At 61.6% G+C, this 19,119-nt stretch carries 21 protein-coding genes and 1 pseudogene; 6 read left to right on the forward strand and 16 right to left on the reverse strand.

The window, feature by feature from the left end; genetic code table 11:
* Positions 1 to 6: 6 nt before the first annotated feature.
* Positions 7 to 897, reverse strand: a complete 891-nt coding sequence (locus tag AC3WMV_RS13605) for an AraC family transcriptional regulator (RefSeq protein WP_007961974.1) — start codon at positions 895 to 897, stop codon at positions 7 to 9.
* A gap of 190 nt (positions 898 to 1,087) precedes the next feature.
* Here AC3WMV_RS13605 and AC3WMV_RS13610 point away from each other — a divergent pair, with 190 nt between their 5' ends.
* Positions 1,088 to 2,140, forward strand: a complete 1,053-nt coding sequence (locus tag AC3WMV_RS13610) for an NAD(P)-dependent alcohol dehydrogenase (RefSeq protein WP_041069261.1) — start codon at positions 1,088 to 1,090, stop codon at positions 2,138 to 2,140.
* On the opposite strand, the gene AC3WMV_RS13615 is transcribed toward AC3WMV_RS13610, so the two are convergent.
* The 5 genes from AC3WMV_RS13615 to AC3WMV_RS13635 all read right to left on the reverse strand — a co-directional run bounded on the left by AC3WMV_RS13615 (position 2,137) and on the right by AC3WMV_RS13635 (position 7,313).
* A complete protein-coding gene (locus AC3WMV_RS13615) occupies positions 2,137 to 2,940 on the reverse strand; it encodes an IclR family transcriptional regulator (RefSeq protein WP_103369248.1) in 804 nt (267 codons plus the stop codon). The genes AC3WMV_RS13610 and AC3WMV_RS13615 overlap by 4 nt on opposite strands.
* 60 nt (positions 2,941 to 3,000) lie before the next feature.
* On the reverse strand, positions 3,001 to 4,305 hold the full coding sequence (locus AC3WMV_RS13620; protein ID WP_098964997.1) for an MFS transporter: 1,305 nt from the start codon (positions 4,303 to 4,305) through the stop codon (positions 3,001 to 3,003).
* A gap of 181 nt (positions 4,306 to 4,486) precedes the next feature.
* On the reverse strand, positions 4,487 to 5,635 hold the full coding sequence (dgoD, locus tag AC3WMV_RS13625; protein WP_007961968.1) for a galactonate dehydratase: 1,149 nt from the start codon (positions 5,633 to 5,635) through the stop codon (positions 4,487 to 4,489).
* Positions 5,636 to 5,683: 48 nt separating this feature from the next.
* Positions 5,684 to 6,304: a 2-dehydro-3-deoxy-6-phosphogalactonate aldolase gene (locus tag AC3WMV_RS13630; protein ID WP_103369247.1), complete on the reverse strand. Its 621-nt coding sequence runs from the start codon at positions 6,302 to 6,304 to the stop codon at positions 5,684 to 5,686.
* Between the two features lie 19 nt (positions 6,305 to 6,323).
* Entirely contained in the window at positions 6,324 to 7,313 is a 990-nt protein-coding gene (locus AC3WMV_RS13635) for a 2-dehydro-3-deoxygalactonokinase (RefSeq protein ID WP_103369246.1), read from the reverse strand.
* 191 nt (positions 7,314 to 7,504) lie between these two features.
* On the opposite strand from AC3WMV_RS13635, the gene AC3WMV_RS13640 reads away from it, so the two are divergent.
* Entirely contained in the window at positions 7,505 to 7,951 is a 447-nt protein-coding gene (locus tag AC3WMV_RS13640) for a hypothetical protein (RefSeq protein ID WP_103369245.1), read from the forward strand.
* A gap of 43 nt (positions 7,952 to 7,994) precedes the next feature.
* On the opposite strand, the gene AC3WMV_RS13645 is transcribed toward AC3WMV_RS13640, so the two are convergent.
* The 4 genes and pseudogenes from AC3WMV_RS13645 to AC3WMV_RS13660 form a co-directional block, all read right to left on the reverse strand.
* The gene (locus tag AC3WMV_RS13645; protein ID WP_049827881.1) at positions 7,995 to 8,489 is read right to left on the reverse strand and encodes a hypothetical protein; all 495 of its coding nucleotides are present in this window, start codon (positions 8,487 to 8,489) and stop codon (positions 7,995 to 7,997) included.
* An 11-nt stretch (positions 8,490 to 8,500) separates the two neighbouring features.
* Positions 8,501 to 8,944, reverse strand: a complete 444-nt coding sequence (locus tag AC3WMV_RS13650) for a PAAR domain-containing protein (RefSeq protein ID WP_103369244.1) — start codon at positions 8,942 to 8,944, stop codon at positions 8,501 to 8,503.
* Positions 8,945 to 8,969: 25 nt separating this feature from the next.
* Positions 8,970 to 9,257, reverse strand: a pseudogene (locus AC3WMV_RS13655) (hypothetical protein); the annotation flags it as partial.
* 158 nt (positions 9,258 to 9,415) lie between these two features.
* Complete coding sequence (locus tag AC3WMV_RS13660; protein ID WP_047295620.1) at positions 9,416 to 9,895, reverse strand: GNAT family N-acetyltransferase; 480 nt, start codon at positions 9,893 to 9,895, stop codon at positions 9,416 to 9,418.
* 222 nt (positions 9,896 to 10,117) lie between these two features.
* On the opposite strand from AC3WMV_RS13660, the gene AC3WMV_RS13665 reads away from it, so the two are divergent.
* The 4 genes from AC3WMV_RS13665 (at position 10,118) to AC3WMV_RS13680 (ending at position 11,959) form a co-directional block, all read left to right on the forward strand.
* Complete coding sequence (locus tag AC3WMV_RS13665) at positions 10,118 to 10,771, forward strand: HD domain-containing protein (protein ID WP_103369243.1); 654 nt, start codon at positions 10,118 to 10,120, stop codon at positions 10,769 to 10,771.
* A gap of 97 nt (positions 10,772 to 10,868) precedes the next feature.
* Positions 10,869 to 11,213, forward strand: a complete 345-nt coding sequence (locus AC3WMV_RS13670) for a hypothetical protein (RefSeq protein ID WP_103369242.1) — start codon at positions 10,869 to 10,871, stop codon at positions 11,211 to 11,213.
* A 44-nt stretch (positions 11,214 to 11,257) separates the two neighbouring features.
* A complete protein-coding gene (locus tag AC3WMV_RS13675) occupies positions 11,258 to 11,515 on the forward strand; it encodes a hypothetical protein (RefSeq protein ID WP_096794892.1) in 258 nt (85 codons plus the stop codon).
* Positions 11,516 to 11,578: 63 nt separating this feature from the next.
* Positions 11,579 to 11,959: a Rho termination factor N-terminal domain-containing protein gene (locus AC3WMV_RS13680; RefSeq protein ID WP_103369241.1), complete on the forward strand. Its 381-nt coding sequence runs from the start codon at positions 11,579 to 11,581 to the stop codon at positions 11,957 to 11,959.
* A gap of 116 nt (positions 11,960 to 12,075) precedes the next feature.
* On the opposite strand, the gene AC3WMV_RS13685 is transcribed toward AC3WMV_RS13680, so the two are convergent.
* From AC3WMV_RS13685 to araG, 6 genes are all read right to left on the reverse strand, one after another.
* A complete protein-coding gene (locus tag AC3WMV_RS13685) occupies positions 12,076 to 13,005 on the reverse strand; it encodes a PfkB family carbohydrate kinase (protein ID WP_027612375.1) in 930 nt (309 codons plus the stop codon).
* Positions 12,998 to 14,464, reverse strand: coding sequence for a purine-cytosine permease family protein (locus tag AC3WMV_RS13690; protein WP_103369240.1), 1,467 nt, complete (start codon positions 14,462 to 14,464; stop codon positions 12,998 to 13,000). Before AC3WMV_RS13690 ends, AC3WMV_RS13685 begins: the two co-directional genes overlap by 8 nt.
* A gap of 214 nt (positions 14,465 to 14,678) precedes the next feature.
* Positions 14,679 to 15,677 carry an ADP-ribosylglycohydrolase family protein gene (locus tag AC3WMV_RS13695; RefSeq protein ID WP_103369239.1) on the reverse strand — a complete coding sequence of 333 codons (999 nt, stop codon included), beginning with the start codon at positions 15,675 to 15,677 and terminating at the stop codon, positions 14,679 to 14,681.
* Complete coding sequence (locus AC3WMV_RS13700) at positions 15,674 to 16,387, reverse strand: GntR family transcriptional regulator (RefSeq protein WP_027612372.1); 714 nt, start codon at positions 16,385 to 16,387, stop codon at positions 15,674 to 15,676. Before AC3WMV_RS13700 ends, AC3WMV_RS13695 begins: the two co-directional genes overlap by 4 nt.
* Positions 16,388 to 16,573: 186 nt before the next feature.
* Complete coding sequence (gene araH, locus AC3WMV_RS13705) at positions 16,574 to 17,542, reverse strand: L-arabinose ABC transporter permease AraH (RefSeq protein WP_027612371.1); 969 nt, start codon at positions 17,540 to 17,542, stop codon at positions 16,574 to 16,576.
* 12 nt (positions 17,543 to 17,554) lie between these two features.
* Positions 17,555 to 19,099, reverse strand: coding sequence for an L-arabinose ABC transporter ATP-binding protein AraG (gene araG / locus AC3WMV_RS13710; protein ID WP_103369238.1), 1,545 nt, complete (start codon positions 19,097 to 19,099; stop codon positions 17,555 to 17,557).
* Positions 19,100 to 19,119 lie beyond the last annotated feature (20 nt).

Below are 19,119 nucleotides of genomic sequence, written 5' to 3' on the forward strand. Positions count from 1 at the left end.
AAACTCTCAGGCAACGCGCTCATCGCCAGGGCTACGCTCGAAGTAGCGCTTGTACTCACGACTGAACTGCGACGTACTCTGATACCCCACCCGATGCGCCACCTGCGCCACGCCCAGCCCTTCGGCGACCAGCAAGGTCTGCGCCTTGAGCAAGCGTAAACGTTTCAGATACTGCACCGGCGACAACAGCGTGCTGCGCTTGAAGTGCTCGTGGAAGGACGACACGCTCATATTCGCGCAACTGGCCAGAGTCTCGACATTCAGCGGCTCGGTGTAATGCGCATGCAGGTGACTGATCGACGCCGCCACCCGGGCGAACTGCCCCTGCTGTTCCACCAGCGCGCGCAACACATCGGCCTGTGGCCCGCGCAGCGCGGTGAACAACAATTCACGCACCCGCGCCGGCCCGAGAATCTGCCGCTCCAGCGGATCGTGCAGGCAGCGTAACAAGCGTTCGACGCAGCCGCGCATGTCATCGTCGAGCACCACCGAGGTCATCGACTCCGGCGTTTGCGCCGGGATATGCCGCCCCGGCGCCAGCCCCATGGCCAGCACCAGCTCGCCGAGCAGCACCCGGTCGATGGCCACCGACACACCCAGCAACGGCGCATCCGGCAAGGCAAAGGTTTCGCACTCGAACGGCACCGGCAGCGCCTGAATCAGGTAGTGCCCGGCGCCGTACTCCATGGTACGCGGGCCGAGGAACGCCAGTTTGCTGCCCTGGGCGATGATCATCAGGCTCGGCTCATAAATGTGCGGGCCACGCGCCACGTCGCAACTGGCGCGCAACACCTGCACGCCGGGCAGCCCGGTCTGGCTGTAACCATCGCAGAGCGCCAGCGGCTCGATCAGCGAAACCAGCGTGGCATTGGCATCAAGGTGACGGGTCAACTGCATCGGAGGGGTCTTCAAAAAAGTCACGGAAAAAGGCATGCAAGCATCATCGCAGATCCTTTTGCCAATGCGCTTGCCCAGACCTGCATGCCGGAGGATTAGGCATGAGACCCGGAGGAATCGTCATGGCCGCAGCGGCAGTCGGCGCCCAAAATGCGCCACCTCACCTGTCACTGCTTCTGCGAGGTTTCTCATGTACACCGCTATCGGTTATGCCGCCCAATCGGCCACCACTCCCCTCGCCCCGATGAAATTCGAACGCCGCAGCCCACGCGCTGACGACGTGGCGATCGAGATCCTGTATTGCGGCGTCTGCCACTCCGATATCCACCAGGCGCGCAACGAATGGGGCATCGCGGTTTATCCGTTGATGCCCGGCCATGAGATCGTCGGAAAAGTCACCGCCATTGGTGCGAATGTCACCCAACATAAAGTCGGCGATCTGGTCGGTGTCGGTTGCATGGTCGACTCCTGCCGCACCTGCGCCGCCTGCCAGCAGAACCTCGAGCAATACTGCCTCGAAGGCCCGACCATGACCTACGCCACCCCGGACCGGGTCGACGGCAGCAACACCATGGGCGGCTACTCCGACAGCATCGTGGTCAGCGAGCACTTCGTGGTGCGCATCCCGGAGAAACTCGACTTGGCCAGCGCCGCGCCGATCCTCTGTGCCGGCATCACCACCTACTCGCCGCTCAAGCACTATGGGGTCAAGGCCGGCGACAAGGTCGGGATTCTCGGCATGGGCGGCCTCGGCCACATGGGCATCAAGTTCGCCAAGGCGATGGGCGCGGAAGTCACGCTGTTCACCCGTTCGGCGAGCAAGGCCGAAGAAGGTCGTCGTCAGGGCGCCGATCACGTGATCGTCTCCACCGATGCCGAGCAGATGGCTGCCGCTGCAGGCCGTTTCGATTTCCTGCTGGACACCATTCCGGTGCAGCACGACCTCAACCCGTACCTGCAAACCCTGCGCTTTGATGGCGTGCATATCCTGGTCGGCCTGATCGAACCGATCGACCCGCCCGTGCACGCCGCCAACCTGGTGCTGGGCCGCCGCGTGCTGGCCGGTTCGCTGATCGGCGGCATCGCCGAGACCCAGGAAGTGCTGGATTTCTGCGCCGAGCACAACATCACCTGCGACATCGAAATGCTCGACATCCGCCAGATCAACGAGGCTTACGCACGGATGATCGCCGGTGACGTGAAGTATCGCTTCGTGATCGACATGGCGACGCTGAAGCTTTAAACCTTCAGACCGAGTTCTGCCGACAGCCGGGCTGTGACCCCTTTGATCAGGGGGATCAGCTCGGCCATTTTTTCCAGCGGCATGTACGGCACGGTGCTGGCGATACTGATCGCCGCCACAATGCGCTTGCTCGCATCGCGAATCGGCGCCGCCACACAGCGGATCGACGGTTCGTTGTCCTCCAGATCGAAGGCGTAGCCACCGGCTACGTACTCGGTCATGCGCTGTTCGAACTGTTCCCACGACTGCTGCGGATGCTGCGGCCAGAACTGACTCTTCCCACCCGCCGGCAGGCTGATGTCGTACAGGCGCTGCCAATCCTGCGGCGCATCATCGAGCATCAAGGCCTTGCCGATCCCGGTGCGCGCCAACGGCATCCGGTAGCCGACCCGCGAGCGCATTTCCGGGCCGTTACGCCCCGGATTCTTCAGCAGATACAAGACCTCGTCGCCCTCACGAATGCCCAGGTGCACGGTGTCGCCGGTCAGCGCCGATAACTCGTCCAGATACGGCCCGGCCAGACTCACCAGCGGCAACTCTTCGCGCGCCTGAAACCCCAACTCGATCAGCTTCGGCCCCAGCAAATAGCCGATTTGTGGCACCACGCGTAGGTAGCGCTCGTCGACCAGGCAACTGGCCAGACGATGGGTGGTGCTGCGCGTGGTGCCGATCAGCCGGGCGATCTCTTTCAGATCGCGGGCGCCACTGGCCACCGCCTGCACCACACCCAGTCCGCGAAGCAGCGTCTGGGTGCCGGTGGGTGCGGCGTCCTTGGTTTTTTCCGGGGCGTCTTCCTGCATATCCAGCCTTTACCGTTGAGCGAGGGAACGGGCGGCATTATGGTCGCCCGACGCAGACGACTACAACTCGATACGTTCGACCTTGCCCACCAGCAGCACGTAGGACAATGCACCGATCAGCGCCAGCACCGCGATGTAGGTGATCGCCGGGGCAAACGAATCACCGCTGGCGAGGAAACCGATGACAATCGGCGTGGCAATCGCCGACAGGTTGCCGATGAAGTTGAACACCCCGCCGGTCAGCCCCAGCAACCGCGCCGGAGCGAGGGTCGAGACCAGCGACCAGGTGATCGAGGCCAGACCGTTGCCAAAAAACGCCAACGCCAGGAAGGCAATCACCAGCGGTGTCGATTCAACAAAATTGGCGCCGATGATCGAGGTGGAAATCAGCAGCCCGCCAATGATCGGCAACTTGCGCGCGAAGCCCACGCTGCAGCCACGCCGGATCAACAGATCGGAAAAGAATCCCGAGCACAGCACACCGACAAAAGCCGCGAGAAACGGCAGCGATGCCAACAAGCCGGACTTGATGAAGTCCATGCCGCGATATTTCACCAGGTAGGTCGGGAACCACGTCAGGAAGAACCACAGCGTCGAGTTCAGGCAGAACTGACCGAGGTAGATGCCCCACAATTTGCGCTTAGTGAGGACGATACCGAGATCGGTCCAACTGAACGAGGCCTTGGCCGTTTGCGCTTGAATGTCTACGAGTCCGCCACCCTCGCGGATCAGGTCGATCTCCGCGTCGTTGGCGCCCTTGAAGTCTCGCGGTTCGCGATACACCGCGTACCAGATCGCTGCCCAGATGATGCCAGCCGCACCGGTCGCGACGAACACCATGTGCCAGCCGAACTCATGTTGCAGCCAGGCCAGCACCGGCGTCAGAAACGCCAGGCCGACAAACTGCCCGGAGGTGTAGAAACCAATCGCCGTGGCCCGCTCGCGCTCGGGAAACCAGGTGGTCACCACGCGGCTGTTGATCGGATAGGCCGGCGCTTCCAGCGCGCCGACCGCCATGCGCAGCACGAACAGCGCAATGAAACTCGCGGCGAAGCCGAGCAGCACCGTGGCCAGCGACCACAGCAGTAGCGCGACGCTATAGAGGATGCGCGGCGGCACCCGATCCACCAGCCAGCCGCCGGGGATCTGCATCGCGGCGTAGGTCCAGCCGAATGCGGAGAAAATCAGCCCGACGTGAACCGGGTCGATGCCCAGTTCACTGGTCAGCGCGGGCGCGGCAATCGACAGGTTGCTGCGGTCGAGGTAGTTGATGACCACGGTGATGAACAGCAACACCATGATGAAAAACCGCTTGCGGCTAGGCGTGACTAAAGACGCCTGCCCGGTGAGGGTTTGCGTTGGCATGGGGGGTGCCTCTTCTTATGATTATTTGAGGTCATTGACGCAAATCTCCCATCCATGGAGATCAATTGTGGGAGGGGGCTTGCTCCCGAATGCGGAGTGTCAGTCGACATCTCTTTAGCTGACATGCCGCATTCGGGAGCAAGCCCCCTCCCACAAGGATTTGTGGTGGGTCAGAAGAGACTCACCACTCGGCAAAACTGCCATCGGCATGGCGCCAGATCGGGTTGCGCCAGCGGTGGCCGACCGCCGCGCGTTCGATCACGTATTCCTCGTTGATCTCGATGCCCAGCCCTGGCCCGTTCGGAATCTTCACGAAGCCCTGGTCGTAGTCGAACACTCGCGGATCCTTCACGTAGTCGAGCAAATCGTTGCTCTCGTTGTAATGGATACCCAGACTCTGCTCCTGGATAAACGCGTTGTAACAAGCCGCGTCCAGTTGCAGGCACGCCGCCAGCGCAATCGGCCCCAGCGGACAATGCAGCGCCAGCGCCACGTCGTAGGCTTCGGCCATGTTGGCGATCTTGCGGGTCTCGGTGATACCGCCGGCATGCGAGGCATCCGGCTGGATGATGTCGACGTAGCCTTCGCTCAGCACCCGCTTGAAATCCCAGCGCGAGAACAGCCGCTCGCCAAGGGCGATCGGCGTGCTGGTCAACGGTGCCAGCTCTTTCAGCGCTTCGTAGTTTTCACTGAGCACCGGCTCTTCGATGAACATCAGTTTGTACGGGTCGAGCTCCTTCATCAGCACCTTGGCCATCGGCTTGTGTACCCGACCGTGGAAGTCGACGCCGATACCGACGTTCGGCCCGACGGCATCGCGCACGGCGGCAACGTTGGCCAGGGCCAGATCGACTTTCTCGAAGGAGTCGAGGAACTGCAGCTCTTCAGTGCCATTCATTTTCACCGCAGTAAAACCCCGGCTCACCGCCTCTTTCGCGGCGCGTGCGGTGTCGGCCGGACGATCGCCACCGATCCACGAATACACACGAATCTTGTCGCGCACCTGACCGCCGAGCAGATCGCTGACCGACACGCCGAGGGCTTTGCCCTTGATGTCCCACAGCGCCTGATCGATACCGGCCAGTGCACTCATGTGGATCGCGCCACCACGGTAGAAGCCGCCGCGGTACAGCACGGTCCAGATGTCCTCGATGTTGCGTGGGTCTTTGCCGATCAGGTAGTCGGACAATTCTTCAACGGCAGCGGCGACGGTGTGGGCACGGCCTTCGACCACAGGCTCGCCCCAACCAGTCACGCCCTCATCGGTTTCGACCTTGAGGAAGCACCAGCGCGGCGGGACGATGAAGGTGGTGAGTTTGGTGATTTTCATCTGTTTGTCTCTCTTGTTAGATGCAGCGCACGCAGCGCCGGATAAATCTCAGCGAAGGGCCTTCCAGGCAGCCACGTAGGCCTTGGCATTGGCCGCCACTTGCTCAACCGTCATGCCCGGTTTGAACAGTCCGGAACCGAGTCCGAAACCTTTCACGCCAGCGTCGATGAATGCTTGCATGTTGTCCGGGGTGATCCCGCCGACCGGCGCCAGCACCGTCCCGGAAGGCAACACCGCGAGCCATGCCTTGACCACCGCCGGGCTCATCTGCTCGGCCGGGAACAGCTTGAGAATGTCCGCGCCCTCCTCCAGCGCCGCGAACGCTTCGGTCGGCGTCGCTACTCCCGGCGACAGGTACAGCCCCGCCGCTTTCGCTGCGCGCAGCACCTTGGCATCGCTGTGTGGCATCACGATCACCTGGCCGCCGGCCTCTTTCACCAATTCGACCTGCTCCGGCGTCAACACCGTACCGGCACCGATCAGGCAATCGGCGGGCAAGGTCTGACGCAGGATGCGGATACTTTCGTACGGCGACGGGGAATTGAGCGGTACTTCGATGACGCGAAATCCGGCGGCATACAGGACTTCTCCGACAGCAGCGGCTTCCTGCGGATGCAGGCCACGCAGGATTGCGATCAGACCGTTTTGTGCCAATGCTTGCTTGAGCATGTCAGGCCTCCAGTCAGGGTTAACGGGATAAGGAATCGAGCAGCCCGGCGGCCAGCGCCAGTTGCCACAGGCCACGCTCGGTGGCCTGCTCGGCCAGCGTGACGCGCGCGAAACCGCAGGCATCGAGGGCACGGCCGTAACGGGCGCAGAGTTGCGCGTTGCCGATGAGGATGATCGACGGCAGATGCGCACTATTGCGTCGGCGCCGCTGGGCTGCGGCAAGCGCCACCAGTTCATGGCCAATCATCAGGCCAGAGAGGTAATCCGCTTGCGCCGTCGGCGCCAGTTCGCCGGTCAGGCCCAGGGTGCGGGCACTGAATAACGTGGAGAGCACGCCCAGTTCGCCGTCCGCCGACAGCGCCACTTGCACGCCACGGTCGAACGCCAACCCGTCGAACGCCGCACCCTGTTGCTGGGTACGCCCGAGAATGCTGTGTTCACTAAGCACGGCGAACACTTCGCCGGTCATGAAGGTGTCGAAATGCGTGATGCGGCCCTCGACCACCTCCACCCACTTGGAGTGGCTACCCGGCAGACCGATCAACAGATCGCCGCCCGCCTCGGCCGGCAGGTTCTGCAGTACGCCGAGGACCTGAGTTTCTTCGCCGCGCATCACGTTGGGCAGGCGTGAACGCTGGATCACGCCAGGCACGATGTGCACCCGGGTGCCGCGCAGACTGACCAATATTTGTAGGGAATTTCCGAGATTGGCGACGTTCGCCGGCGTCTCGCAGTAGGCCGCTTCGCGCCAGCCCTGGGCGCTGCCGACCATCCCGCAGGCGATCACTGGCAGATCCGGCTGCGCCTCGAGCCAGTCGCCACACGCCTCTTCGAAGGCCAGTTCAAAGCCGTCGGCGCATTCACCACCGTGGATGACTCGCGGCGTCTTCGGTAACTGCATGATCCCGGACGACAGCGCACGCTGCTCCAGCACCACCCCGCCCGCCGCGAGTTTGTAAGCACGTAATGAGGTCGTCCCCCAGTCGAGCGCGATCAATTGCGCCTGCATCGCTTCACCTGTTTTGTTTTTTGGCAGTGAGTGCGACGGACTATAAACCTTGGTGCAGGAAAATCTCAATATATAAATATCATTCCCATATTATGGGATTTACAAGTGTAACAGCCGTTTCTTCGCCAAATCTCTAAAATGCCGATCCCATTCACGCGACGACCGCTCTCGACAGGTTCAAGGAAGAAAAAATGAAAACCGCTTTAAAGGCGTTACTGCTCTGCAGCGCACTCTGCTTCGCGGCGATTGCCAGCGCCTTGCCCGCTATCAAGGAGGGTGATATCTGGGCTTACAACACCCGGCCGGGTGAAGAAGCCTCGACCTTGACCATCCTCAAAATCGAAAGCTATCCGCACTACGGCACCGTCGTGCATATCCGCGTTGATGGCATTCGGATGATCAACCCGGTCACCGGAGGCGAGTTCACCGCAATGCCCCACCTGCCTTTCCAGGCCGAGGCTTTGCAGCGCAGCCTGACTCGTCGCGTGGGAGAGACGGCGCAGATTCCGGATTTCAGTCAGGGCTACACCTACTGGAAAGCGGCCTTCGATGAAGAGAAGGCCGGGGCTTTCAAGATTTCCGTGCGAAAGACACTTGATGGGTTGCTCAGCGGTCATTGGGAATCCGCAGAGAAATGAGCATCAGAACAAGGCTTCCTGTGATCAGGCAAGAAGCCCAATCTCAATACTTGTCAACTTCCTTAAGCAGCTCAGCAACAGGAATATTCATCACTTCTGAATAGTAGATTTTGTAGGAGTAGGAGTTGATTCTGACTTTGCATGCGATTGTTTTTCGCCCCGCTAATACAGTGCTTAAGTCCTTGCTGCTCATCAGCGTTTCACTCGTTGAGTCTTTCACACGATAAAACATGAGATCCGCTTTGAAAGTGGATCCGTCTGCAGGCTTCAGAGGCTCAATCCATCCTTCACCATATTCATTCAGATTGCGCGACTGCGAAAAATCTCTACTCTCCCCCAAAGCACAAAGCAGCGACTGACTTATCTTGGACTTGAAGAGTTTGTCGACATCGACGTCGGACGAAAAACTGACTTGGTAAATGTTTCGATCCAAGTAGCGCTCCACCCCCAAATACTCGATTTTTGCAGTAGGTTTTCCGTGGCTGATCGCACATGAAGCACACATCGAAAACATCAAAATCAGAATTAACTTACGCACATTTCCTTCCTTTAAAATGCAACACCACCGATTCCATCATGCTCTACACGCCCATCGCCGCGTTGAATCGCGTAAGGATGATTAGCCATAGGCTCCCCCGTTATCTCGTTAATCACTTGCATCCGATCATCGAAATGCACTGGCATCGGCAACAGTCCACTAAACGCCGCCCCTCCACCACTTTGTCCAATAATCACCGTGCCCGAACCACCGACCACGACATTGCCGTGCCCATCGGTGCTGTCGAGCGTGGCGGCGTTCAGGCCATTGATGAATACAGTCCCGGAAACAGCGCCGGTGATCGCGCTGCCACAGGCTGATTTATCGGTCATGCGCGCAGTGGCGAGGCCAGCGAAGAAGACGTCGGGCGAGCCGGAAACGATCGGGTTGGTGCCATGACCTGGCAATGGGCAGGCGGTCGGGTCGGTGACGCGGGCGGCGGGTTTACCACTCAGTTCAAAGCTCCTTGCTTCAGAGGTTGGCGGGGGCGACGAAACCGCAACAGATGTGCAGCGTCAGCCAGCCCTGGTGCGCGTCGATAAACGCATTCGGCTCGAAGTGGCGTAACGCGATCACACGGTAGTCACCCAGGCCGGCGCTGCGTGTCATGAGTTCGGCGTCGAGCCGCGACACAAACGCACGAATGGCTTTGCCGCCCGTGCGATTGACGATGCACAGGATGTCTACCGGTTGACGCTGAGGGTTGTCAGAGCAGCCTGAGTTTTTCACCAGGCCATACAGGCGCATTGACGCCTGCAATCCGCTCATCGCCGGTCACTCAGAGACACAGCGAAGGCCCCACGGGCGTGGAGAAGTTTTGCCAGAAGCATTGCAGGTGTCGTCCGTGAGCGCGCAAAAATGGCGCGTAGAATGCCGGACTAGAGCGGTGGCGGCAATCACTTCAGCATCGGATTGCCATCATCTCCTCAGCCTTCGGCAAACTCACGCAACACCTTGCCATCCATGCGATAGCGCACCCACTCTTCTTGCGGCTGCGCACCGAGGGATTTGTAGAATTCGATGGCTGGAGTGTTCCAGTCCAGCACGCTCCATTCGAAGCGCCCGCAGTCATTGTCGCAGGCGATTTTCGCCAGATGTCGCAACAGGGTTTTGCCGGCCCCACCGCCGCGTTGTTCGGGGGTGATGTAGAGGTCTTCGAGGTACAGGCAGTTGCTGCCGAGCCACGTCGAATAGCTGAAGAAGAACACTGCAAAACCGATAGGCATACCGTCACGCAGGCAGATCAGGCCGTGGGCGGTAGCGCCTTCGCTGAACAGGCTGCGCTCGATGTCGGTGACGCTGGCGATCACTTCGTGGCGAGCTTTTTCGAAATCTGCCAGTTCGGTGATGAAGGCGAGGATTTGCGGTGCATCGCTGGGGGTCGCCGGGCGGATTTCGATCGTCATGAACGGGCCTTGTCGGAAAAGGGAAAGCGCCATACTAAGGCCGGATGCGGCGCTCGTCACATGCCAAACCTGCAGAGAACCTTGTGGTGAGGGGATTTATCCCCGATGGGTTGCGCAGCAGCCCTGAAAAATGGGAGTGCTTCGCACTCCATCGGGGATAAATCCCCTCACCACAGCAGTATCATTCGCTTCAAAAATTTGGGTAAGACTTCAAGGATGCTCATGAACGCCACTGCTTTCGCGCCGCTCATCTCACTCGCCGCCGAGTTGCTGCCCCACGCGCTGGAGCCGTCCGACGACGGCGCCCACGACCTCGCCCACCTGCAACGGGTCTGGCACAACGCGCGCACCTTGCAGGCCGAGGAAGGTGGCGACCTGGAAGTGTTGCTCGCTGCCGTGCTGCTGCACGATTGTGTGTCCGTGGAAAAAAATTCGCCACTGCGCTCGCAGGCTTCGCGTCTCGCCGCAGAAAAAGCCGCCAGCGTGCTGGCCGATCTGGATTGGCCCGAAAGCAAAATCAGCGGCGTCACCCACGCCATCGAAGCCCACAGTTTTTCCGCCAACATCACCCCGCTGACCCTCGAAGCGAAACTGGTCCAAGACGCCGACCGGCTCGACTCGCTGGGCATGCTCGGCGTTGCCCGCACCTTCTACGTCGCCGGGCGCATGGGCAGTGCGCTGTATGACCCGCTCGACCCTGAAGCCAAGGAGCGCGACTACGACGACACCCGCTTCTGCCTCGACCACTTTCAGACCAAGCTGCTGCACCTGGCCGATGGTTTCCAGACTGGCGCCGGTCAGCGTCTGGCGCAGATTCGCCATCAACGCCTGAAGGGTTTCATGGAGCAGTTCAAGGAAGAAATCGGCCTCGACTGACAGTCCTGTGTCTCGACCGTTCGTCGTTCATCAGGCACCAATCCGATTCGAGGGCAGACCAAATACAGGTAAGGATTCCAATCACTGGAGAAGCCCTATGATCCCGTCAAGGTTGACTGCCCTCGTTTTCGCCGCCCTGCTCTGCCCAGCGGTGTTCGCCGCCTCTACCACCGCAGCGGGCACAGGCCCCACCGATCCGGTTCCACCGCCACGCGCGCCCGCCATCAACAGTGCCCCCGGCATGAACACCGATGGCTCCGGCGTACCCTTGATCAACCAGCCACCCGCCACTGGCACCGACCCCCGCACCCAAGGCAGTGACCCCGGCCGCCAGGGTGGCATGAACACCCCTGACTCCCCCGCCACACCCGATAACGCCGGCCCCGGCATCGGCTCGAAAACCACCACCGGTGGCTCGGGCTCCGAGGGCGGCGGCCAGTAGTTCGCCGACGCGAGCGTCCTATTCACATCCATGAAGAGGTAACCATGAACGTCGATAAAAACCTGGAAAAAGAAGTCCTCACCCGCCTGCTGCACGCCCATCCGAGCGGACTGGGCAAAGAGGTGCTGGACAATTATCGCGGCGAGAAAGTGGTGGCCAGCGCCCTCGCCTCCCTGCAGGATCGCGGTTTGATTCACCATGGTCATGTGACCTGCAACGAGGCCGGCGAACACTCGTTGAATCTGCCGATCAAGCTCAGTGCGGCTGGCGTTGAAGCGGCGCGCAAGCTGGATTTGCAGTAGTCCTCAGGCCGCTCGCTGCCGGTGCGGCGAGCGGCCGAATCTGCACACAAGAGGAGAAATCCCATGCCTCGTGGAAGCAAAGACAAATACACCGCCGAACAGAAGCGCAAGGCCGAACACATAGAAGACAGCTATGAGAAAAAAGGCTTGTCGAAGGATGCAGCCGAAGCGCGGGCCTGGGCGACGGTCAACAAACAGTCGGGCGGCGGCGAAAAGGCTGGCGGTTCCGGACGCAAGAAACCGGAGAGTGCCAAGTCCGAAGACCGCAAGGAGTCGTCACGACGCGCAGTGGCCAGTCGCGAGGGACATGCGCGTGACAGCAAGGCGTCGCGCGAGACGCAGACTGTCGACAGTCTGCGCAAAGAGGCGCGGGCGAAGAACATTGCCGGGCGCTCTTCGATGCGCAAGGATGAGTTGATTGCGGCGTTGCGCAAAGCGGGCTGATCCATATTTTGTGCTGAGCCGTATGGCCCCTTCGCGAGCAGGCTCGCTCCCACAAAGGGAACTATGAACGATGCAAATCTCCCTGTGGGAGCGAGCCTGCTCGCGAAAGCGTCAGCTCAGTCGCTGCCGGATCCGCGGATAAACCCATCCACTTCAGCCGCGCCCGGCGCTGTTGCCGGCCCCCATCGTGTCACTGCCAAAGCCGCTGCCGCATTCGCCCGCCGCGCCGCCTCATGGGCGGGCAAACCCTGCGCCAACCCGGCGACGAACACCCCGGCATGGGCATCACCCGCCCCGTTGCTGTCCACGGCTTTTACCGCAAACCCCGGTACATGCCGTCGCTCGCCACGCTGCTGAATCCAGCAACCCTGTGGTCCATCGCGCACCACCATCAGCACATCCTTGGGCAGATGATCCGCCAGCCGATCCAGCGCTTGAGCAATGTCTGCAGCCCCGGTAAAGCGCAACGCCTCGACGCTGTTGCTGGTCCACACATCGATGCGCGGCAGCAGCGCCTGCATCAGCGCCGAGTCCGGCGACTCCACCAACGGCCCCGGATCGAACACCACGTTGATCACCTCCGGCAGCGCCAGCGTCCAGTCCAGCAGCGCCTGCGCCTTGCCTGCGTGCAGCAGGCTGTAACCGCTTACATAAACGTAGTCGCCCGCCTCGGCCGCCACGCTGTTCAAGTCCTCTCCGGTCACCTCACCTTCAGCGCCGATGTAGGAAATGAAACTGCGCTCGGCCGACGCATCGGTCAGCGCCACGCATATCCCGGTATCGCGTTGTGCAGGCATCTGGATGCCGATGTGAATGCCTTCATCCTTCATCGCCTGACGCGCCAGATCACCAAAACGCCCAGTGCCGTGGCGACCGAGATAGACCACCGGCAAACCGTTGCGCACGGCTGCGGCCATCACGTTGAAGCCGCCGCCAGCCTCGAAAGCGGCAGACTGCGCCAGCACATCGCCGCCGATTTGCGGCAGCTGATCCACGGCCATGACCAGGTCGATGATGACCTGGCCGGTGTGCAACATCTTAGGCATGAGCATTCTCGACTTGCGCGGCACGGCGATCTTTCGCCCCGCCAAGGACGAAGTAAATGCCACCGGCCACCACGAAGGTCACGATCCAGCCGAGGCCGTTGTGGCCCAGCCACGAGTCGGACAAAAAGCCCTTGAACCAGACGTTCTCGGCGGTGGTGCCGATGGTGGTGAAGCTGAAGCCGAGCACGATGGCAATCGCCCACGCGCCGAACGCGCGCCACTCGATGCCGCCGCGATACCAATAGGCGCTGCTCGGGCTGACGTCGAGCAGGTCTTTGGGGCTGTAGTAGTGACGGTGAATCAGATCGACCACGAAGATCCCGACCCACGCGGTGATCGGCACCGCCAGCAGGGAAATGAAGGTGATGAACGGGCCGTAGAAGCTGTCGGCGATCAGCATGAAGTAGATCGAGCCGGCGAAGATCGCCACGATGTCGACCACCACCGCGTACACGCGTTTGACCTTCAGACCGAGGGTCAGCGTGGTCAGACCGGCGGAGTACACCGAGAGGTTGTTCGACAGCAGCAAGCCACCGAACGCGGTGATCAGGTACGGCACGGCCATCCAGGTCGGCAGCATGTCGCGGATGGCCACGATCGGGTCAGTCGCCGAGGCGAGATCGTTGTTGCCTACCGACAGCAGGCCGCCGAGGGTGATCAGCAGAACCAGCGGAATCCCCGCACCGAACGCCGCCGAAGCGACCAGCCGTACAGCCTTGACGCTGCGGTGCTGATAGCGCGACATGTCCGCACCGGCGTTAGCCCAGCCGATCCCGGTGCCGGCGGCCATGGTGCCGATGCCGATGATCATCGCGCTCAGCGGCGCTGGCGTGGCGTTGAACACCGCGCTCCAGTCGATGGTCGCGCAGAGGAAGCCGCCGACCAGAATGTTCAGCGCGCCGAACACGTAGGTCGCCCACTTCTGGATCACCAGCAAGGTGGCGTGACCGAGGCCGGAAACCGACAGAGTCAGCAGGACGAAAATGGCGATGAAGATCAGCGTCAGCACGGGCGCACTTTTCGCTTCAACCGGCGAGCCGAACAGGATCGAACACAGCGACAGCAGCACGAACGCCGCGGTGGTGGTGTTGACCGTTTCCCAGCCCAGACGCGACATCAGCGAGACCAGCGTCGGGCCGATATTGCCACGCACACCGAAGATCGCTCGCGACAGGGTCAGACTCGGCGCGCGGCCACGGCGGCCGGCAATCGAGATGATCCCGACCACGGCGAATGAACCGGCGGCGCCGACGATGGCAACGATGATCGCTTGCCAGATCGCCAGCCCGCGAAACGCCACCAGCGTGGCGCCCAATGGCAGGCCGAGAATGGAAATGTTGGCGGCGAACCAGACCCAGAACAGCTGCAGCGGATGGCCGTTGCACTCAGCTTCCGGCACCGGCTCAATCCCCCGGGTTTCCAGTTGCCCGGCGCTTTGCCCGGCGTTTGTTAAACTCATGAACAATGCTCCTGTTTGCCTTTATTGTGGTTGTGGCAATGACTCAAAACGACAAGACATCCCGGCCATCCTCGGCCTGTCTGTGCGATCCATTGCGGGTGAATATTCAAGATTTGCAGTGCGGCCTTCGCGAGCAGGCTCGCTCCCACATGGGTTATGTGAACGCCACAGATCCAATGTGGGAGCGAGCCTGCTCGCGAAGGCGTCCGCCCGATCAACGCAAGGCCAACAGCCCCTGCACCAACGGCTCAAGCTCCAGATGATTGACAGCCTTCACCGTCTCGATCATCTCGGCAGGCCAACTCTCAAGACCCAGGCAGGCCCCGAGCATGGCGCCAAGAATCGCCGCGATGGTGTCAGTGTCGCCGCCAAGGCTGGCGGCCATGCACAACGCTTCGAAAGCGCTCATTTCGCCGACCGCCACTTGCTGCGCCAGGGCGAACGACACCACGACCGATTCCTGCGAGGCCACCGACGTGCCGATCACGTCGTACAGCAGATCCGCCAGCAGCGCCTTGTCGCTATCGACGCTGATGGTTCGCGCCCAACTGATGCGCGAAGCGATGCGCCCGCCGGCCACCCAGTGACCATGTGCCTCGGCCTGTTGCGCGATCTGCTGACCGAGGTTCAGCGCCTCGCCCAGATCCATGCCATTGATCCCGGCCGAGACCACCGCCGCCACCGCCGCCGCGCTGGAAATCCCCAGCGTGGTGTTGTGGGTGACCTGACAGGCCTGCACCACGGCCGTAATGAAACGCTCGGGATCGGCGACGTCTGCAGCGATGCCCACCGGAGTGATGCGCATCGCCGCGCCGTTGGTGGTGCCGTAACGCCCGGCCTCCTCCGGCGAATGCCCGGCGAGGATCATTTCAATGGCGCGTTTGGTCGACGGGCCGAGCAGGTCCTGCGACCCCTTGGCCTGCATCTCGGCTTCCCACTCGATCAGCCGTTGAGCGAGGACTGCCGGTTCGATGCGACCCTTGCCTTCGACCAGCAACTCGCCGACCAGAATCGCCTGTTCGGTGTCGTCGGTGATCGAGCCCTTGGGCATGTTGGCGGCGATCGGTTGCAGAGGACCGGCATCCTGCAGATCGGTGATCCGGCCAAAGCGGGTCTTGATCGTTTCGCGGTTCAACGATTGCGTCGGCATGCCCAGCGCATCACCGAGGGCCAGGCCATAAAACGCACCGAGGGCACGGTTGAGCGCGGTCATTTCGATTCTCCAAATTGCAGGTGCAGGCGGAAATGCACCGGGTCGAGCAGGCTTTCGACCTGCTCCATGAAACGGTTCTGCCGGTCGTAGGTGGTACGCAGGGCCTTGAGGAACACGGTGCCGACCGGGCGCCCGAGCAGTTCGGCGTCTTCGGCATTGAGTGGTTCGGCGCCGATCCACTGATCGCCGCGCTCGCCGATGTAGCCGTAGGCAGCGAGGGTGATGGTCAGCGAGTTGTCGATCAGACCGACCCGCGGCAGGCTTTCCAGGCCGCCGGTGGCCGGCATCAAAGAACGTTCAAGGGACACCAGCGTGCCGTCGTTGGAACGACGACGGCGATCGAGGGTGATGAATTGGTCGGTGCCGAAGCGCGAAAGCAGATCAGGCCGCGTCACCGCTTCCAGGCGCAGCACTTCGGTGTTGATCAGCGCCCCGCTGTCGGCCAACGCCTGCGCCCAGCCGCTGCGCTGATCGAGCGCGACACCATCGAAGGTGACGATCGAGCCGACCCCGCTTTGCGTGGCGATGTAATTGCGCCGCTTCAGTTCGGCCAGCGCTTCGCGCAACGTGCCACGGCTGACGTTGAATTCCTGAGCCAACTGATGCTCGCCGGGCAACAGAAAGCCGTCCTCCATGAGGCCGCTTTCGATGCGCCGGACGAGTTCATCGACCACCCGTTGTTTCTTGTCAAATCGTACCTGTCTAATCATGTACAAATTGATACCCGAAACCGGCGCAGACGGGCAAGGAATATTTGGGGAAGGTGACGAGAGGCGGGAGAACGGCGCGATCTACTGTAGGAGTGAGCCTGCTCGCGATGACGTCGGCACATCCAGCAACGATGTGACTGAAAGGACGCTATCGCGAGCAGGCTCACTCCTACATGGGAGTGCGGTTTACCGTTGTTTGAGGCGGTCGATGACGACGGCCAGCAACAGAATCGAACCACGAATCACATACTGATAAAACGTATCAATGTTCTTCAGGTTCATCGCGTTCTCGATGATCGCCAGAATCAGCACCCCGGCAATCACGTGGCGGATCATGCCGATCCCGCCGCTCAGCGACACGCCGCCGAGCACACACGCCGAAATCACCGTCAGCTCGAAACCCTGGCCGATCATCGGCTGCCCGGAGGTCATGCGCGACGCCAGAATCACCCCGGCCAGCGCACCGATCACGCCGTGCACGGCAAAGATGATGATCTTGGTCCGGTCAACGTTAACCCCGGCGAGCAACGCCGCTTCCTGGTTGCCGCCGATGGCCATGGTGTTGCGCCCGTAGGTGGTGTAGTTCAGCAGCCAGCCGAAGAACAGGAAGCAGACGATGGTGATCAGGATCGGCACCGGCACGCCGAACAACTGGCCGTTGCCGAAGACGAAGAACGATTCCTGCGACACGCCCACCGCTTTGCCGTTGGCAAAAATGTAGGCCAGACCGCGAACGATCTGCATGGTCGCCAGCGTGGTGATCAGCGCGTTGACCCGCAACTTGGCGATCACGATGCCGTTGATCAGCCCGACAATCAGGCCCATCACCAGCGCTGCGCTGACGCCGAGGAACACGCTGTTGGTGTCGCGCATCACCACCGCAGCAACGACCCCCGCGCAGGCGATCACCGAGCCCACCGACAAGTCGAAGTGACCTGACGCCAGGCAATACAGCATGGTGCACGCGGCAATCCCGGTGGTGGAAATCGCCAGACCCAGCCCGCGCATGTTCAGCGGCGAGAGGAAGTTATCGATCAGCAGAGTGCAGGCGACGAAGATACCGATCGCCGCCAGCAGCATGACCCAGTCGTCGAGGAAGCGCCGCAGGTCCAGCGGTTTGCGGGGAGTCGGCAGCGCCTTGTTTTGGATGGTCATCATAGTCACCTCTCAGTTCGCCACGCCGTCAGCGCGATGGCGCGGCAAAGCCAGTTGCAGCAGGTTGGATTCATTGGCCTGGGCGCGGCTGACTTCGCCGCGCAGCGCGCCTTCGCAGAGCACCAGAATGCGATCGGAAATGCCCATCACCTCCATGAGGTCGCTGGACACCACGATCACCGAAATGCCGTCGGCGGCCAGGTTATGGATGATCTGGTAAATCTCGGCCTTGGCGCCGATGTCGATGCCGCGAGTCGGCTCATCGAGCAGCAGAACCTTCATCGGCATCGACAGCCAGCGACCGAGAATCGCCTTCTGCTGATTGCCGCCGGACAGGAATTTGATCTGCTGACCGGCGTGCGGGGTTTTGACTTTCAGCGCCTTGATCTGCTTGTCAGCGTTGCCCTTCTCCCACAGCCCGCGCAGCAGGCAGCCGAGGCTGGCATTGGCACCGCGCGCGCTGATGTTGATGTTCTCGGCAACGCTGGCCAGCGGGATGATCCCCTCTTTTTTCCGGTCCTCGGGGCACAGCAGGATCCCGGCGGCAATCGCGTCACGCGGCGAGCGCAACTTCAATTCATGCCCGCGCAATTCGAGGCGTCCGGCGGTGTTGCGTTCAAGCCCGCTGAGCAAGCGGAACAGCTCGGTGCGCCCGGCCCCGACCAGGCCGAACAGCCCGAGAATCTCGCCCTTGTGCGCCTCGAAACTCACCGGCTCACGCAGCCCCGGGCCGAGCAAACCGTCGACCTTCAGCGCCACCGCGCCGCGTGGACGACTGCGGTAATCGTAGATGTCCTGAATGTCGCGGCCGACCATGCAGGTCACCAGTTGATCGTGGGTCAACTGGCTCATGTCATCGAAGGTGCGCACGTAACGGCCGTCCTTGAACACCGTCACCGCGTCGCAAATGCGGAACACTTCTTCCATGCGATGCGAGACGTAGAGCACCACTTTGCCCTCATCGCGCAGGCGACTGATGATCGCCATCAAACGGTCGATTTCGCGCGCCGAGAGGCTGCTGGTCGGCTCATCGAAGGCGATCACATGCGCGCCACGGGACAGCGCCTTGGCGATTTCCACCAGTTGCCGCTGACCGAGCGACAGGCGCCCGACCTTGGTCTGCGGATCGATTTCATCGGCCAGGCCCTTGAGGCAGGCCAGGGCATTCTGGCGCAGGACGCCACGATTGATCAGGCCGAAACTGGCCGGCAGATGACCGAGAAAAAGGTTCTCGGCCACGCTCATTTCCGGCACCAGATGCAGCTCCTGGTGAATCACCGCGACGCCGCTGCCGATGCTGTCGGCGGTCGACTTGAACGCCATGGTCTGCTCGCCGATCTGCAACTCGCCGCTGCTCGGAATGTAGGCGCCACCGAGGATTTTCAGCAGGGTCGATTTGCCGGCGCCGTTCTCGCCCATCAAGGCGTGCACCTGCCCTGGATGGGCGACGAAGCTGATGGCGTCCAGCGCCTTGACCCCGGGGAAGGTCTTGCCGATCCCGTTGAAGCGCAGGCTGCCGCCGGCGCTGCTTGAGTGTGTCTGTACTTGCGCGTGCATCTGAGTCACCTCTTCACACC

It is taken from the genome of Pseudomonas sp. FW305-3-2-15-E-TSA4, from assembly GCF_058787295.1.

What these genes read in the sequence shown, in the direction of transcription:
- AC3WMV_RS13605 (WP_007961974.1), bottom strand. Translation starts at nt 897, where the DNA reads ATGCAGTTGACCCGTCACCTTGATGCCAATGCCACGCTGGTTTCGCTG.
- AC3WMV_RS13610 (WP_041069261.1), top strand. Translation starts at nt 1,088, where the DNA reads ATGTACACCGCTATCGGTTATGCCGCCCAATCGGCCACCACTCCCCTC.
- AC3WMV_RS13615 (WP_103369248.1), bottom strand. Translation starts at nt 2,940, where the DNA reads ATGCAGGAAGACGCCCCGGAAAAAACCAAGGACGCCGCACCCACCGGC.
- AC3WMV_RS13620 (WP_098964997.1), bottom strand. Translation starts at nt 4,305, where the DNA reads ATGCCAACGCAAACCCTCACCGGGCAGGCGTCTTTAGTCACGCCTAGC.
- dgoD (WP_007961968.1), bottom strand. Translation starts at nt 5,635, where the DNA reads ATGAAAATCACCAAACTCACCACCTTCATCGTCCCGCCGCGCTGGTGC.
- AC3WMV_RS13630 (WP_103369247.1), bottom strand. Translation starts at nt 6,304, where the DNA reads ATGCTCAAGCAAGCATTGGCACAAAACGGTCTGATCGCAATCCTGCGT.
- AC3WMV_RS13635 (WP_103369246.1), bottom strand. Translation starts at nt 7,313, where the DNA reads ATGCAGGCGCAATTGATCGCGCTCGACTGGGGGACGACCTCATTACGT.
- AC3WMV_RS13640 (WP_103369245.1), top strand. Translation starts at nt 7,505, where the DNA reads ATGAAAACCGCTTTAAAGGCGTTACTGCTCTGCAGCGCACTCTGCTTC.
- AC3WMV_RS13660 (WP_047295620.1), bottom strand. Translation starts at nt 9,895, where the DNA reads ATGACGATCGAAATCCGCCCGGCGACCCCCAGCGATGCACCGCAAATC.
- AC3WMV_RS13665 (WP_103369243.1), top strand. Translation starts at nt 10,118, where the DNA reads ATGAACGCCACTGCTTTCGCGCCGCTCATCTCACTCGCCGCCGAGTTG.
- AC3WMV_RS13670 (WP_103369242.1), top strand. Translation starts at nt 10,869, where the DNA reads ATGATCCCGTCAAGGTTGACTGCCCTCGTTTTCGCCGCCCTGCTCTGC.
- AC3WMV_RS13675 (WP_096794892.1), top strand. Translation starts at nt 11,258, where the DNA reads ATGAACGTCGATAAAAACCTGGAAAAAGAAGTCCTCACCCGCCTGCTG.
- AC3WMV_RS13680 (WP_103369241.1), top strand. Translation starts at nt 11,579, where the DNA reads ATGCCTCGTGGAAGCAAAGACAAATACACCGCCGAACAGAAGCGCAAG.
- AC3WMV_RS13685 (WP_027612375.1), bottom strand. Translation starts at nt 13,005, where the DNA reads ATGCCTAAGATGTTGCACACCGGCCAGGTCATCATCGACCTGGTCATG.
- AC3WMV_RS13690 (WP_103369240.1), bottom strand. Translation starts at nt 14,464, where the DNA reads ATGAGTTTAACAAACGCCGGGCAAAGCGCCGGGCAACTGGAAACCCGG.
- AC3WMV_RS13695 (WP_103369239.1), bottom strand. Translation starts at nt 15,677, where the DNA reads ATGACCGCGCTCAACCGTGCCCTCGGTGCGTTTTATGGCCTGGCCCTC.
- AC3WMV_RS13700 (WP_027612372.1), bottom strand. Translation starts at nt 16,387, where the DNA reads ATGATTAGACAGGTACGATTTGACAAGAAACAACGGGTGGTCGATGAA.
- araH (WP_027612371.1), bottom strand. Translation starts at nt 17,542, where the DNA reads ATGACCATCCAAAACAAGGCGCTGCCGACTCCCCGCAAACCGCTGGAC.
- araG (WP_103369238.1), bottom strand. Translation starts at nt 19,099, where the DNA reads ATGCACGCGCAAGTACAGACACACTCAAGCAGCGCCGGCGGCAGCCTG.